This is a genomic window from Pseudomonas sp. zfem003 (assembly GCF_032621675.1).
Taxonomy (GTDB): domain Bacteria; phylum Pseudomonadota; class Gammaproteobacteria; order Pseudomonadales; family Pseudomonadaceae; genus Metapseudomonas; species Metapseudomonas otitidis.
The window spans coordinates 1-13,449 of sequence record NZ_JAVYJG010000022.1; the positions used below are offsets into that span (position 1 = coordinate 1).

The following is a 13,449-nucleotide window of genomic DNA, read 5'->3' on the forward strand; positions in this document are numbered from 1 at the left end:
GGGAGGAACGACCGCAGCGATGCGTTGTGAGCCGCCACGAAGCGGGGCGGTCCGGCTTTGCCGGACGGGCGCGCGGGTGAATTTTGATGACAAGCCCGTCCAGGGCGCAGGCAGCAAAAGAGGGTGGCGGCTCGCATGCGAGCCAGAACCCTTAAAAGCCTTGCGGGGCGCTCCCCCGCGAGGCTATGGGGGCCCGCAAGGGCGCCCACGACACCCCCTCCGGGGTGGCGGATTTTGGCTCTATGCCTGGTAGAAAATGCGTGCATTTTCTAAGCCTCTATCTATTGCTTTTCTATTGTTTAGGCTATTGCATAAACATTAGAAAGGCAATAGGATTATGCGCATATCAATGCGCATAACTACAGCGGGGAAAAACCCCAATGGAGAGCGCTTTGAAATGCGAGAGCCGTGTCACGGCTCAAGCATAGGGGGCTTGATTTAGAGTTTCCGAATCGGAAATATGCCGACTCCCAGCCAGGCAAGGGAAATGCCTTCGCCTAGGTCGGCCCGAGTTTCCGAATCGGAAATTCTCTCCGGGAAACCCGAAAGTTTCCGATTCGGAAACTCGGGGAGAAACGGGCGCAGTACAGTTTCCGAATCGGAAACTGCCTTTGATGGCTAAGCGAGTTTTCCGATTCGGAAACTCCCTAAGTGAGATAGCGGAATGGAATTTCTACGGCTGATTTTGGTGAACACCAACCCCGGCATTGCGGCAGTAATGTCGCTCCTTTTAGGCGTCCTCCTGGTTCTAAGTATTACCGGGGCAGTTCGGGAAACCAAAGAAACGACAGCGCTTGAGCTGTTCCTGATCTGGTTGCGGCGCGCAATGGTTATTCTTCTAGCCATGCTTCTGCCGCTGACGGCAGCGGCGCTTTATCTGCTCGCTTACGTATCTTTCGGCCAGGATTGGACAGCCGCAACTAACTACATGAATCTGTGGGTTGCCGAACTCAAAGCGGCTGCATCGGACATGTGGTGGTCGCTGATTGTTGTGTTCCTAATGCCTGTTCTCATTCGGACAATCGTGCTGCGCTGGCTGCGCCCTGCTCTCTCTTCGTGGACACGAAAATTCCGGGTTCGCCAAACCGGCGATGCGCTTTCAGATATTCGCGTCGAAGTCTCAAAGATCAAAGCAAAGGACTTTAACCCCCGCGACTACTACCGGGATGGAATGATGTTTCTCGGCCTGGATGGAGCGGGCCAGCCAATCTATATGGACGACGAAGTATTCAAAAAGAATCATCTAAAGATCATTGGCCCGTCACAAACAGGTAAAGGCGTGAACCTTGGCGTCCTTCTGGACCAGGCAATCAGGAAGGGGTGGGGAGCATGGTTCGTTGACCTCAAGCCGGATGATTTCCTCTACGACATTATGCGGGAAAGCTGCGAAGACAATGGCCGCCCTGCCCCGCTCGTTTTGGACTTTAACGGGGTGGGTGATGGCTTCTACGCCCCCTTCGTCAATGGCACCATGCGCGAACGCAGGGAGCGCGTTGTAAAGGCATTCACGATGGCAGATACCGGGCAGACAGCAGACTTCTATAAACGCATAGAGCGGGAGATTCTGGACTTCCTGATGCCCTTATGGGACGGCACGCTTAACAACCTGAAAAAACTTCTCGACGGGAAGCACCCCGAAATTAGTGACGCCAAGCGCAGCTGGATCCGCGAAAACTGCGGCAGCATCAAATCTAACGTCAGCGAGTTCAGTCAGCTTGAGTCGCTTTGCGCGACCAAAGAACAATCCTTTGATGTGGCCAGCGCGCTTCATAGCAGCCAAGTGGTCTACGTGCGCTCCCACATGAAAGACACCGTTGTTCGCAAGGGAACCGTTGCACTCCTGGATGAAGTCGTCCAGGTCGCATTGCGGCGCCCCTTGCCGAAGCATGTTTTGCTTATCGTTGACGAATGCCGTTTCGTTGTCTCTGACACGATGGCTGATGCGCTAGCAACCGTTCTATCCAAGGGGATCAGCATGGGGCTTGCCTATCAGTCCGTTAAAGACTTGCTGAACCTGCCTGACAAATCCCTCAACGCTGAGTCGATCAAAACCGGTATCGAAACAAACACCCAGGTGACGATCAGCTATCGCGCGAATGATGACGAAACGGCGGAATGGGTTTCGCTGCAAACCGGCACCGTACAGAAGAGCGTAACCAAGCTGGAGAAGGTGGAAACCAATAGAGGGGGCGCTGAAGAATGGAGCGCCGAAAGATCAGTTGGGCAAGCGGAAGAGCAGCTGATTCCAGCCAACCAACTACTCTCCCTTCCTCCGCGTGTGGGTGCGCTTATCCGCCCCAATACCCTCGCAACTCTGCTTTACACCTGCTGGATCCCGGTCAAGGAAATGCGGGGTATACCGAATCGCGGCTCAGCGCTCGCCGCCACCAAGCCGATTGAGCCGACCGCCCCGGCAAGCGCAGCAGAAGGGGCCGGTGCGGATCCTTTTGGGGATCCATTCGCCGCATCAGCAAGCGATGAGCTTAATGCCCCCGGGGCTGATCCATTCGCCGCCCTTGATGACGCCGAGGTCGATCCCTTCGCTTCCCTTGAAGCCGGGAACACACTCGCGGAAGCGGCAGACGACGATCCGTTCAACGCTCCCGGCTCAGATCCGTTCGCTGAGGCGAACGGCGAAAGCAGCAAAGAGCAAAGCAAGACCAGCAAGCCCGCCAAGGGCAAGCTAAGCGCCGACGAAGAGGCAGCAATTACGGCCGCTCTAGCCGGCATCCTGACCGAAGAAAAACCGCGACAACAGCAAAAATCCACACCGGAACAGCCTAAGCGAGAATCGCGTGTAGACCTGTCCGAACTAGATGACCTGGAGGGCATTTGATATGGCACGAATTGCAGTTGCAAACATCAAAGGCGGCGTGTCCAAGACAACCACCGCCGTACACCTGGCCGGCGAAGGCGCGAAGCGCGGGCCGACTCTTCTAATTGACGGCGACACCCAACCCAACGCTGCCTCCTGGGCCGCATGGCGACGTGATGCAGGCCGGGAGCCGAATCCCACAACAATCATCCTCCGCGACCGCGCAATTCTGGATGAAGGTCGCCTTCTGAGCGCGAACTATCAAACTACCATCATCGACGTAGGCGGCCGGGACAACCCCGGCCTGCGCTCGGCTCTACTTCTTGCCGACATGGCTATCGTCCCGATTGGAGCCAGCGCCTTTGATGCCTCTTCGATGACCGACCTGCAAGAGCTGATCGGTATCGCCAAGGACTTCAATCACGACCTGAAAGTTCGTGTACTGCTCTCCCGTGTCGATCCGCGCACAAAGACAACTGAAGCTGCCGAAATGCGTGAATTCCTCATCAATGAAGGGCTGGAGCTTCTGGATACCTGCATCTGCGAGCGCGTAGGGTTCCGTCGCGCAATCAAGTCCGGCGCCACAGTTGAAGAGCTGGGCGACGATCACAAGGCCATTGAAGAAATGCAATCCCTGTACAACGAGGTACTGAACTGATGAAGCCGAAGCCGAACCTTGACGATTTCCTGGGCAGCGCGCCGCCTGCGGTGGCCGCCACTCCAGCCGCTCCGGTCGATGAAGCCGCGCTTGTGGTGATGATCCCGATTGAGAAGCTGCGCCCGAATTCCGATCAAGACCGTGGTGAAGAGCATTTCGAGACTGCGGAAGCGCGCGAATACATCGAGTCCCTGGCTGCCTCCATGAGCCTCGACATTGGCGGCGGCAAGAAATTCGGCGTGCGCGATCCGATCAAGGTACGCCCCGAGGGGAATGACCAGCTCAACGAAATTATTGACGGCGAAAACCGCTGGCGTGCTGCCAAGCTCGCCGGCCTTGCCGAAGTTCCCTGCCTCATCCGCGCAGGCGACGATGTTGAAGCGCGGATAGAGCACGTCACTTCCAACGCCCTCCGTAGCGACCTGAATCTGTGGCAGCAAGCCAACTCTATTCGTAAGGACGTAGAAGAGTTCGGACTTAGCACCGAGCAGGTACTTGTTGCTCACGGCCTGCGCAACAAGTCGCAGCTGAGCAAGGTCATGGCTGTCTTCAAGCTCTCGGAAGATGCTCAGGCATTCGTAAGGAAGGGATACGTCCAGGACGTGAACCTGATTTATGACCTGAAGAAACTGCCGGACAGTCTGCTTCCCAAGCTGGCCAAGCGCGTGCTCGACAAAGGCGAGTCGTTCCCATCTGCGCTCAAGGCCGTGATGCCGAAAGAGCCCAAGCCGCCGAAAGAGCCCAAGGCCGGGGCAAGACAGCAAGATGGCGAAGGCGGGCAGGGCAGCCATAACCCCGACGCCACGGCTAACAGCATCGCTCTCTCCTTGGGGATCGAGGCCGCCACAGCTCTGGCGGTTCTGCTTGATGTTGAGGCCGCCGAAGGCATCGCCCCTGCCGAGCTGGCCGAACGTCTACAGGCGAAGATCAATAGCCTGGCCGAGGGGGAGGGCGAGTAATGCCACTGGTGCGCCTGGCATTGCCGGACGATTTCGAGCCATTCGATTTCATGGGGCGCACCATGTACCGCGTTCGCTGGTGTGATCGTCTCTGCCCAGGCAATCCAGCTGAGGATCCCGCAACCGGCGCTGAACTGTTCAACGAATGGCAATGCGCTATTGCTGCGGGGCACGATCCGCAATTAGAGCCAGGTCAACGCCTGGCTCTAATTATTCGGTGGTGCTTGGACAGCGCAACAAAAGATGCCATTAAGTTGGCGTCAGAAATAATAGAAAAGTACAAGGGAAGTGCATCTGTTATAACCCTGGAGTTTCCAAAAGATAACTTCGGGGAACCAGCACTAGCTTATCGGTATGAACTCGCGTTCTTGAATAAACAGGTGATGGAGTTGCCTGCCGAAACCGTTATGCAACTTCAAAACCTCTGCAAAGGTAGTAACGAATGAGCAGCATGGAACAGCAACAAGAGTACGATGTACGGGTCAGGGTACATGACCTCTACTTAATTATTCTCTGGGATACCAGTTACTTCGCGCCGCGCCCCGAGGATAAGAGAATCTGCGGTCGCCGTGTTGCTGAAAACTTGTTCTCCCTTGAAGCGTTTGCCAGCAACCCGAAGCCAGAATTTCGCATTGCCCAGGCCCTCGCAGAGAAATTGCGGCCCGAGCTGGCCAAGCAAATCAAGGAAGTCGAAGAGCAGCTGAAAGCGAGCCTGGTGGCGGTCAACCAGGAACTCAATGATCCGCTGATTAAAGCGGTTGATGTTGTGCTGCCAGAAAGCACGGCATACGAGTTGAAAATTGAGAAGGGCAGGGGAACTCCGCTCGTCAACAGCTTCATTCGCCTATTCGTGCTGGCCGATCAAATCACCGCAACCCTTAAAGAGCTTCACTATCGCGGCGCCATTACGAAGAGCGAATATAAGAAGCGCGAAGATCAGTACGCAAAACCATTGCGCAAAGCAATGCACGAACTGAACTTGATCGTTAAACGATACCACCAGCAGCGTAAGTCTCTCACTCAAAGTTGATGGCTCATGCAAACAAGCCCGCAGAAGCCGCTCTTATTGGGCGGCGACTCTACGAAGAACGAAAGAAAGCAGGTCTAACGCAGGAACAGTGCGCGGAAGTTGGTGGCGTTAAACGAAGGACGCAGATTGCCTATGAAAGAGGCGAGTCGGCACCAGATGCACTCTATCTATATCGCCTGCACAACTACTCAGGCGGCGCAAACCGAATAGATATTTTCTATGTAGTAACGGGGCGTCGAGTTCTATTTGCCACTCGGAGTTTCGGATGACTGATCTTATTATTGTTGAGTCTCCTGGCAAGGTTAAAACAATCGAAGGGTATTTAGGCGCTGGCTATAAAGTAGCTGCAAGCGTCGGCCATATTCGTGACCTTCCAGAAAACAGGATGGGAGTTCTTCCGCCAGACTTCCGCCCCGAATATGTATTAACTGAGCGGGGGAAGGAAGTCGCTAGTCGCCTCAAGCGCCTGGCCAGCGAGTGCAACACCATCTATCTGGCTACAGACGATGACCGAGAAGGGGAGGCCATCGCCTGGCATATCCAGCAGGCCCTCGGCCTGCAAAGCCCCAAGCGAATTACTTTCACCGAGATAACCAAGACCGCCCTGAAAGCGGCACTGGAAAGCCCTGGCAGCATCGACCTCGCCAAAGTCGCCGCGCAGGAAGCTCGCCGCTGCCTCGACCGGCAGGTCGGCTACATGGTGAGCCCGGTCGTTGCTGAGCACCTTGGCGACCGCAGCTTTTCAGCCGGTCGCGTCCAGTCCGTGGCGGTTCGTCTCGTAGTGGACAGAGAAGAGGCCATTACATCCCACGTCCCCATTGCGTTCTACGGCGCATCGCTCTCCTTCGGGGATTGGAAAGCCAAGTGGCTGACCAAGCCCCTGCTCCAGAGCGGGGAAGAATACTGGACGGACAAGCCATTCGCAGAACAGGTATCCCAGCTCAAGCAAGTTCGCGTCGTATCGTGCGAGGCGACCGAAAGCAAGAGCAGCCCACCGGCCCCCTTCATTACCTCCACTCTGCAGAAGGCCGCTGGCAACGCTTGTGGCTTAGGGCCCAAGGAGACCATGAACGCCGCTCAGAAACTGTATGAGCAGGGCGCGATCACCTACATGCGCACCGATAGCCCGAACCTCTCAAATGATGCACTGAAGGGCATCGCCGACTACGCCCGAGCCAACGACTTGCCGCTTGCCGAGACTCCTCGCAAGTTCAAGGCCAAAGGCAATGCCCAGGCCGCGCATGAGTGCATACGTCCTTCCAGGATGGACGTTACTGAGGCCGGAGAAACTGAAGAGCAGCGCAAGCTCTACCGCTTGATCTGGCAAAGAACCATCTGCAGCCAACTTCAAGACGCGCGGTTCGACGTGCGAACTGCCGTCCTGGAAGGCGTCGATGAAATCGACGGCAAGGTCATCACCCTCCAGGCCAGGGGCAAGAAGCTGGCATTCGCCGGCTGGAAAAGCCTGGTCGCCCAGGACGCCGCCGAGGATCCCGAAAAAGCTGCGGCAGACGAAGCCAGCGAAGCCAGCAACCCGGTACCGGATCTGAAGCCAGGGGATCAGCTGGGCGTAGAAAGCGGCGAAGTGACTGAATCAAAGACCACGGCGCCGCCTCGATTCACCGAAGTATCATTGGTCGATGAGCTGGAGAAGCGCGGCATTGGACGTCCATCAACTTATGCCGGAATCATCGAATACATTATCGAAACCAGGGGCTACGTGGAAAAGCTGGACAAGAAAGTTCCAGGCCCACTCAAGCCTACTCATCGGGCAGTACGCTTAATCAAGGCTACCAAAGGTAAATTCAAATTCCTTGAGTATGAATTCACCAGAATTGCCGAAGAGCAACTTGAAGCTATAGCCGAAGGCAAAACAACATTCAAATCCCTTGTAAGCAATGTACATGGGAAACTTGCCAGTGAAATTGCCGATTATCAAAAGAACAATCCCGTAGCTCATCCATGCCCGCAATGCGGGCGCGGATTGATGCTCAACACTCCCCCAAAGAAAAAGGATTCTCCGTGGTGGGGATGCAGCGGATTTAGTCCAGAAGGTGACGGTTGTGACTATGCAGCTGAAGATAACAACGGCGCACCAGGTAAATCCCGCGCACCGGAACTAACAGAATTTGAATGCAAGTCATGCAACAAACCGTTGATACATCGCGTGAAAGAGGGGGAGGGCGGTTGGAGCTTCTTCAGTTGCTCGGGTTATAAATCAGGCTGCCAACAAAGTTATCCCGAAAAAAATAATACTCCAGACTACACTTCGCCAAAAATAAAAGGAGACGATTGAACAATGGATAAAAAGGAATTGCGCGAACAACTGGATCGCGATACCAAGCGATTTACCGAAGTTTATGGCGGCGAAGTTGTGAAGTACGCAGCCCCGCCTAAACCTGAACGAAAGCCCTGGAAGCGCAGGCCAAGCCTGCGCGACCTGGCCTATGCAGAAGAACTCCGAAAAGCCGAGGATCAGCGGTCGGACTGATTGCACTTTCTCGTCTTGGATCCAACTGCAGCACACAAAAATGCCATCAAAAGGCCGCCACGCGCGGCCTTCTTTTTGTGCGGGCCACCACGCCGCACCCCTTATAAGCACTGGCATATAGCCCTTTCATACGCTAGGATTGTTCCCGTCAGCGTTTAGAGCACATGGCTGACTGAAATGCTCTACCACTAACCGTTATAAGGAAAACACCATGTCTGGTATTCACCTGAACTTCCAATCGTTCGACTCCATCTTCGACTTCGCTCCTGGTGTTGAGTCTGCTGTTGCAGAGACTCACGAGCCCTATGCAATTGCATACCTCACCTACCTCGGCGCTAAACCTTTTGGTCATGCCCAGGTTCACCAGAAAGCTCAAAGCGATGGCTCCATCAAATCTGAAAAAGTCGAGGCTTTTTCTGACAAGCAATTCCTGTATGTATGCCGCACCATCAATGGCATTACTCGGGTATTCAAGTTCTATGCTCCCACCGGCCTGCTTCTGATTGAAGCCTGCCGTATTGCAGAAGAGCATTACAAAATGTCCACTCTCGATCTTCACTGATCTAGGTTGGACACAAACGAGATAGCTTCGGCTATCTCGTTTTTTTATGCCCGCCAGAAAATTTCTGCTATATTCTGAGTTGCAGCGTTAGAGCACTCGGCTGCATATCTGCTCACCACTAATTTATAAGGAGTTCCATCATGGGACACACTGAGGCTTATCAGTTTGTTGATCCGCGCGAAGGTGAATATGGTCTTTGCTACAGCAAGCCAACCCTGGAACAGGCGCAACAGCTCGCGGCAGAGAAAGGTTATTCTGGAAAAATACACCAGGTCATAACCGCATTCCCGCCGAAACCGCCCCGTCGTGAATACGTCGATGGATGTGAATGGCAGGACATTGATGAATATCCAGAAATACCGTTCTAGGTAATTCCGGACAACGAATAAAGGGGCTAGCAATAGCCCCTTTCTTTTTGCCTGGCGGCGCCCCCCAGCTATTTCGCTTGGCAGACTGCGCTAGCCAACCGAAACAGCCGGGCCGATCAGTAACGATCCTCTAGGTACGAGTTCAACCACCAACCCCCGCCGACCAAGAGCACTAGGACAACCCCCTTGGTGTACCAGGCCGCCCACCAGGCGACTTCCGGCTCAACCCCCATGAATGCAGGGGTCAGCGCCCCCCAAACCGTCAGTGCCGGCCAGAAGGCCATCCAGACTAGGCCGAGGCCGATTGGCCAGGATCCTCGAAACCCCAAGAGCCCAAAGCCCGAAGTCCACCAGGCAATCGCCAGGAATCCAGCAGCCATCACCAGCAAACCGAACACCCGCCCCCCGGTGGCCATGTCCAGGCCAAGGGCCTCGGAGAATGACCACACCACCCATGCAATGGCGCCGACCACGGCGCCAATCACCACCAGCGCCAGTACCCCATCGTCTCGACTATCACTCATGTTCACCACCCCTGTTGCTGCTTGATTCCCCTGCAGGTGCCGAGCTGACTGGCAACCGCACCCTCTAAGCTCCGCGTCTCGCTGGACGTGGCGGCCTCGGTCGTTGAGTACTGTCCCTTCAGCTGCTTCAGCTTTGCCTGGGCAGACTCCATCTGCTCGATGCACAGCCCCACGTCCTCCCGGCCAAGAACGAAAGTACCCGGCAATTTGCCCGGGCTGCCCTTCGTCCGCCCCTCGTAGATCGCCCTGGCCTCGTCCACCAGCTGGGCAGCGGAATCCGCCTCCGCCTTCCCGCATCCGGCCAGCAGTGCTGCCAGCGCGGCGATAATCGCAATGCTCCTGGTCATATACCCCCCGTAAAAGAAACCATCGTTTGTTTTCCACGCTCAAGGGATCCAGGCCGAGGCCATTTAACCGCTACCGCGAGCAAAAGAAAGGCGTATAAAATTCAAACGAAAGTAAACGTACCTTTTCTTTCCATTACGCTCAAGGAGCTGTCCATGCTGATCGGCTACGCGCGCGTCTCTACAAACGACCAGGACACATCCCTTCAGCTGGACGCACTGCGCGGGACCGGCTGCGAGCGGATCTATGAAGAGAAGGCCGGGGGCGCTGCAGGGAAACTACGGCCGGAGCTGGATCGATGCCTGGATGCGCTGCGCGACGGTGACACGCTCGTTGTCTGGCGGCTCGACCGCCTCGGGCGAAGCCTGAAGGAGCTGGTGGCCATCATTTCCGACCTGCAGGAGAGTGGCGTTGGCTTCCGCTCGATCACCGAGGCCCTGGACACCACCAGTACAGGCGGGCGCCTGGTGTTCCACATCTTTGCAGCCCTGGCCGAGTTTGAAAGAAGCCTGATCCAGGAGCGCACAAGAGCGGGGCTCTCGGCGGCCCGTGCTCGAGGTCGGCAAGGTGGACGCCGACCAAAGCTGAGCAACAAGGACGCTCAGAAGGCACTGGCCATGCTGACAGATCCCTGCATCACAAAAGCTGAGGTGGCCGCTCACTTCGGCGTCACCCGTCCGACGCTGAACGCGGCAATAGCGAAGCTGGGGGCATCATAGAATGCAATCGTTTCTGTGCTCGATCGCGCGCACCTGGTTGAAGAAATGCCATCAGAAGGGCGAGCCATGCCGTATTTTCCACCGATAACCGCCAACGGTCTGACCTATGACCTGGCTCACTTGGATCCGCTGATGCTCCAGGTGCAAAGCGACATGGCCAAGAAGGCGCTGCGCATTGGTGTTCGCTTCAGCAACCATTGCTTCACCAGCGAATATGACGCTACAGCACATCCTGCAGGCTTTCCGGTGCTGCTCGATGCCGGCCAGCGCCAACGCAGCTTCTGCCACATCCGCTATGACCTCTCCCACCAGCTACCCGCCATCGTCCAGGGCCTGGCCCATCCGAAGATCCAGGTGTGGCAAACGGCAGAGCGGCGGAACTGGGTCTACTCGATGATGGTGCCGAACCCTGCCGGTCCCTACCACGTCTTTTTTGAGCTACGGCGCTCGCATGATCGGGCCTATGACCTAGGCATGGTCGTTGAAAGCGCTTACCCCGAGGATCCCGCACGGGGCGGCCCAAACATCCTGGGCAAGATGGGCTTCGTTCTGCTGTGCGGAAAGGTCTACACCGGCAAGCCGGTGGCCACGAAACGTTGAATGAGGAATGACAATGCCAGATCGTAATTTGCTGCTGGACGCTATGAGGGCTGGGGCTGATGTGGTTTTTGATCCCCACGGCGCCGAAACTTCTCCCTTCACCACCGAGGTGGAAATGCTCCTGGGCGGTGTTCCCGTAGTTACCTATCCCGATGGTACCGAGCAGTTCCTGGATGACTCCGCAGAGCCGATTCATGTCTACTCACCCCGGCTCGCTGCCGGCGAGCTGGAAGGATTCTGCAAGGCAAACATCGACAAGTACGAGGCATTCCACGCGGAGCATGGCGACGACAAGCTCATGACTGAGCGCGTCCCTCTGACTCCGTTCTGGTAAGGCGCCGGCCGTCACGGTGGCCACGTCCACCAGCTGCAGCAGCTCGACCTCGGCCAGCGCCTGCAGGCGCTCGGCCTGGCCCGGTGTTTGTCTTCCAGGAAACGTACAGCACCAGGTTGTTTGTGTGTTTTGACGTACAGGCCCGGCCCGTCGCCTCGGCGCCGGCCTGGCCGGCGACGTGCTCCAAGTGCAGCCCCTCGGGCAGGCCCATAAACGAAAAAAGGCGCCTAGGGCGCCTTCGTTCGTAGAGCTATCCGGACACCACTTTCGACTCGCCTTGCGCGAGTACGGCTTTCGCCGCTGGGAAGCGCTCAATCTCATCCGGTCAGTCGCTTCGATGGGTTTACCTTAGTAAATCCAGCCCCCCGCAGTCAACTCAATTTTGATCAACGGCGCCTTTGTGCTCCCTGGATTATGATTGCATTTCTTAGCCCGGGCGCCGGCGTCGGCGGGCAAAAGTGATTGCATTTCGTCGTAGAAAAATGCAATCATTTCTATCGTTGGCCACCAGCTGCAGGCCGCGTAAATGATTGCAGAATGAGGAACGCCGATGGCACTGACAATCCGTGACCTATCCGAAGCTGACATTGCCAGCTTCCAGGAGTTGACTGGCAAGAAAACCGCGTCCGGCGCACTAATCCAGGCCGCACAGATTGGCGTCGCGGCCTCGGCCGAGCTGAAACAGGCCCGCCAGACCATCAAAACGCTGCAGACCAGCCTCGATACCTACCGTCAAACACTCCAGCAGCTCACGCCGCTTTGCCTGAAGGTGGTGGATCTGGCTGCGCAAAAGGATCTCTTCACCGAGGGCATGACCGATGACGACTGAAACCACCGATAAAGCCGGCGACGTGCTCCAACGCCTGATTCGTATCTTCCAAATTGGGCAATTCTTGGAAGACGAACCTGAGCATGATCCTGAGTCGCTAGCAGAGCTTGGCTTTGAGCTGCAGCAGCTGAGCGGTATCTGCCATGCCTGCGTCGGCGAAGGGGGCCACCAGGACGAATCTGACTGGTGGCCTTGTTCAAACTGCTGCGGATCCGGGCAAGTTCCCGTCGATCTGAAGTCAGGCATGGAGGCAGGCGACGATGAGTAACGACCAAACCTGGATCGACCATTACCGATCCCACGGTGTGTTGTTGAGCGAAACGGACTACGGGGACGGCCCTGTCTTCATTCTGAGTGATGACCAGGTGCGGCAGTACCTCATCAAAATTTGGCCCAGCCGCACGGATGAGGGAGACCGGAGACTGAGCGTCAGCGTTTCCCTGGAGTGGTCTGATGAACGTCCCGGGGAGCTTGCTAACTACACCCTACAGCCCGAGCACTCCCGCCTTGATTGCGCCCCCGAGGAACTGACAATCAGCGATGACGGCTTACTGAGCATGATGGCCCGCCAGAACACGTCACCGAACATGGTCTACCGCTGGGGTTGGACATTGCAGTTGCCCACCGCCTGCGTCAAACCCGCTCGCCAAGCCATTGCATTGGCTATTGCGGCCCTGCCCAAGTGAGGATCCTCCAATGAGCGACCGTAACAACGCCCGCACCATCGAAGGAATCCGCGAGAAGATCCGGGAAATTGCTGACAGCAAGACCTTGCTCGATGCGCAGGAGAAGCACGCATACCGCCTCGGGTGGATAGGCGCCTTGTACTGGTGCGACGTGCTGGACGCCGAGGTCTTCCAGACGTTGCGCCGCGAAACTACCTCAGCCCTGATCGCTTGGGAGCGCGCAGCCCGCGACAAGCTCGACACCCGTACACCGACCGACGATGAGCAGGCCGGCATAGACTGGTGGAACAACTTGGACGAAGCCGGACGCCGGCATTGGATGCTGCGGGCCGGCGATACCGGCGTTGTGGCCGACGCCTGGGCAGCGTTCAAGCGTTCCACCCCACTCTGATTGCATTTTCTCGACCAGGTGGATCCTCGAGAACGGAAAAACGATTGCAATCCGTCCTGCAGGATCCGCGCGGCCGGCGCCGGCCGTCACGGTGGCCACGTCCACCAGCTGCAGCAGCTCGACCTCGGCCAGCGCCTG

General features: G+C 56.6%; 19 protein-coding genes. 17 read left to right on the top strand and 2 right to left on the bottom strand.

Annotated elements, in window-relative coordinates; translation table 11 throughout:
• Positions 1 to 664 precede the first annotated feature (664 nt).
• The 10 genes from RTK35_RS30255 to RTK35_RS30295 all read left to right on the top strand — a co-directional run bounded on the left by RTK35_RS30255 (position 665) and on the right by RTK35_RS30295 (position 8,883).
• On the top strand, positions 665 to 2,836 hold the full coding sequence (locus RTK35_RS30255; RefSeq protein ID WP_316909733.1) for a TraM recognition domain-containing protein: 2,172 nt from the start codon (positions 665 to 667) through the stop codon (positions 2,834 to 2,836).
• Position 2,837: 1 nt separating this feature from the next.
• Positions 2,838 to 3,473 (top strand): ParA family protein, encoded by a 636-nt coding sequence (locus RTK35_RS30260; protein WP_034017819.1) that lies wholly within the window; start codon positions 2,838 to 2,840, stop codon positions 3,471 to 3,473.
• Complete coding sequence (locus tag RTK35_RS30265; protein ID WP_316909734.1) at positions 3,473 to 4,432, top strand: ParB/RepB/Spo0J family partition protein; 960 nt, start codon at positions 3,473 to 3,475, stop codon at positions 4,430 to 4,432. The genes RTK35_RS30260 and RTK35_RS30265 overlap by 1 nt, the downstream gene beginning before the upstream one ends.
• The gene (locus RTK35_RS30270; protein WP_153575967.1) at positions 4,432 to 4,878 is read left to right on the top strand and encodes a hypothetical protein; all 447 of its coding nucleotides are present in this window, start codon (positions 4,432 to 4,434) and stop codon (positions 4,876 to 4,878) included. Before RTK35_RS30265 ends, RTK35_RS30270 begins: the two co-directional genes overlap by 1 nt.
• Entirely contained in the window at positions 4,875 to 5,462 is a 588-nt protein-coding gene (locus tag RTK35_RS30275) for a hypothetical protein (protein WP_316909735.1), read from the top strand. Before RTK35_RS30270 ends, RTK35_RS30275 begins: the two co-directional genes overlap by 4 nt.
• Entirely contained in the window at positions 5,462 to 5,731 is a 270-nt protein-coding gene (locus RTK35_RS30765; RefSeq protein WP_395478723.1) for a helix-turn-helix domain-containing protein, read from the top strand. The genes RTK35_RS30275 and RTK35_RS30765 overlap by 1 nt, the downstream gene beginning before the upstream one ends.
• On the top strand, positions 5,728 to 7,758 hold the full coding sequence (gene topA / locus RTK35_RS30280) for a type I DNA topoisomerase (protein WP_316909736.1): 2,031 nt from the start codon (positions 5,728 to 5,730) through the stop codon (positions 7,756 to 7,758). The genes RTK35_RS30765 and topA overlap by 4 nt, the downstream gene beginning before the upstream one ends.
• A gap of 3 nt (positions 7,759 to 7,761) precedes the next feature.
• Positions 7,762 to 7,953, top strand: a complete 192-nt coding sequence (locus RTK35_RS30285; RefSeq protein WP_316909737.1) for a hypothetical protein — start codon at positions 7,762 to 7,764, stop codon at positions 7,951 to 7,953.
• A 211-nt stretch (positions 7,954 to 8,164) separates the two neighbouring features.
• On the top strand, positions 8,165 to 8,515 hold the full coding sequence (locus tag RTK35_RS30290) for a hypothetical protein (RefSeq protein ID WP_034017812.1): 351 nt from the start codon (positions 8,165 to 8,167) through the stop codon (positions 8,513 to 8,515).
• A 140-nt stretch (positions 8,516 to 8,655) separates the two neighbouring features.
• Positions 8,656 to 8,883 (top strand): hypothetical protein, encoded by a 228-nt coding sequence (locus RTK35_RS30295; protein ID WP_134486394.1) that lies wholly within the window; start codon positions 8,656 to 8,658, stop codon positions 8,881 to 8,883.
• A gap of 116 nt (positions 8,884 to 8,999) precedes the next feature.
• On the opposite strand, the gene RTK35_RS30300 is transcribed toward RTK35_RS30295, so the two are convergent.
• Complete coding sequence (locus RTK35_RS30300) at positions 9,000 to 9,407, bottom strand: hypothetical protein (protein ID WP_263130340.1); 408 nt, start codon at positions 9,405 to 9,407, stop codon at positions 9,000 to 9,002.
• A 2-nt stretch (positions 9,408 to 9,409) separates the two neighbouring features.
• Positions 9,410 to 9,754, bottom strand: coding sequence for a hypothetical protein (locus RTK35_RS30305; RefSeq protein ID WP_316909738.1), 345 nt, complete (start codon positions 9,752 to 9,754; stop codon positions 9,410 to 9,412).
• A gap of 153 nt (positions 9,755 to 9,907) precedes the next feature.
• On the opposite strand from RTK35_RS30305, the gene RTK35_RS30310 reads away from it, so the two are divergent.
• The 7 genes from RTK35_RS30310 to RTK35_RS30340 all read left to right on the top strand — a co-directional run bounded on the left by RTK35_RS30310 (position 9,908) and on the right by RTK35_RS30340 (position 13,311).
• On the top strand, positions 9,908 to 10,471 hold the full coding sequence (locus RTK35_RS30310; protein ID WP_074974186.1) for a recombinase family protein: 564 nt from the start codon (positions 9,908 to 9,910) through the stop codon (positions 10,469 to 10,471).
• A gap of 15 nt (positions 10,472 to 10,486) precedes the next feature.
• A complete protein-coding gene (locus tag RTK35_RS30315) occupies positions 10,487 to 11,071 on the top strand; it encodes a hypothetical protein (protein WP_410478723.1) in 585 nt (194 codons plus the stop codon).
• 13 nt (positions 11,072 to 11,084) lie between these two features.
• Positions 11,085 to 11,405: a hypothetical protein gene (locus RTK35_RS30320; RefSeq protein ID WP_235570430.1), complete on the top strand. Its 321-nt coding sequence runs from the start codon at positions 11,085 to 11,087 to the stop codon at positions 11,403 to 11,405.
• A 550-nt stretch (positions 11,406 to 11,955) separates the two neighbouring features.
• Positions 11,956 to 12,234 carry a hypothetical protein gene (locus tag RTK35_RS30325; RefSeq protein WP_263130467.1) on the top strand — a complete coding sequence of 93 codons (279 nt, stop codon included), beginning with the start codon at positions 11,956 to 11,958 and terminating at the stop codon, positions 12,232 to 12,234.
• On the top strand, positions 12,224 to 12,502 hold the full coding sequence (locus RTK35_RS30330; RefSeq protein ID WP_316909739.1) for a hypothetical protein: 279 nt from the start codon (positions 12,224 to 12,226) through the stop codon (positions 12,500 to 12,502). The genes RTK35_RS30325 and RTK35_RS30330 overlap by 11 nt, the downstream gene beginning before the upstream one ends.
• On the top strand, positions 12,495 to 12,920 hold the full coding sequence (locus RTK35_RS30335) for a hypothetical protein (RefSeq protein ID WP_316909740.1): 426 nt from the start codon (positions 12,495 to 12,497) through the stop codon (positions 12,918 to 12,920). The genes RTK35_RS30330 and RTK35_RS30335 overlap by 8 nt, the downstream gene beginning before the upstream one ends.
• A 10-nt stretch (positions 12,921 to 12,930) precedes the next feature.
• The gene (locus RTK35_RS30340) at positions 12,931 to 13,311 is read left to right on the top strand and encodes a hypothetical protein (RefSeq protein WP_316909741.1); all 381 of its coding nucleotides are present in this window, start codon (positions 12,931 to 12,933) and stop codon (positions 13,309 to 13,311) included.
• Positions 13,312 to 13,449 lie beyond the last annotated feature (138 nt).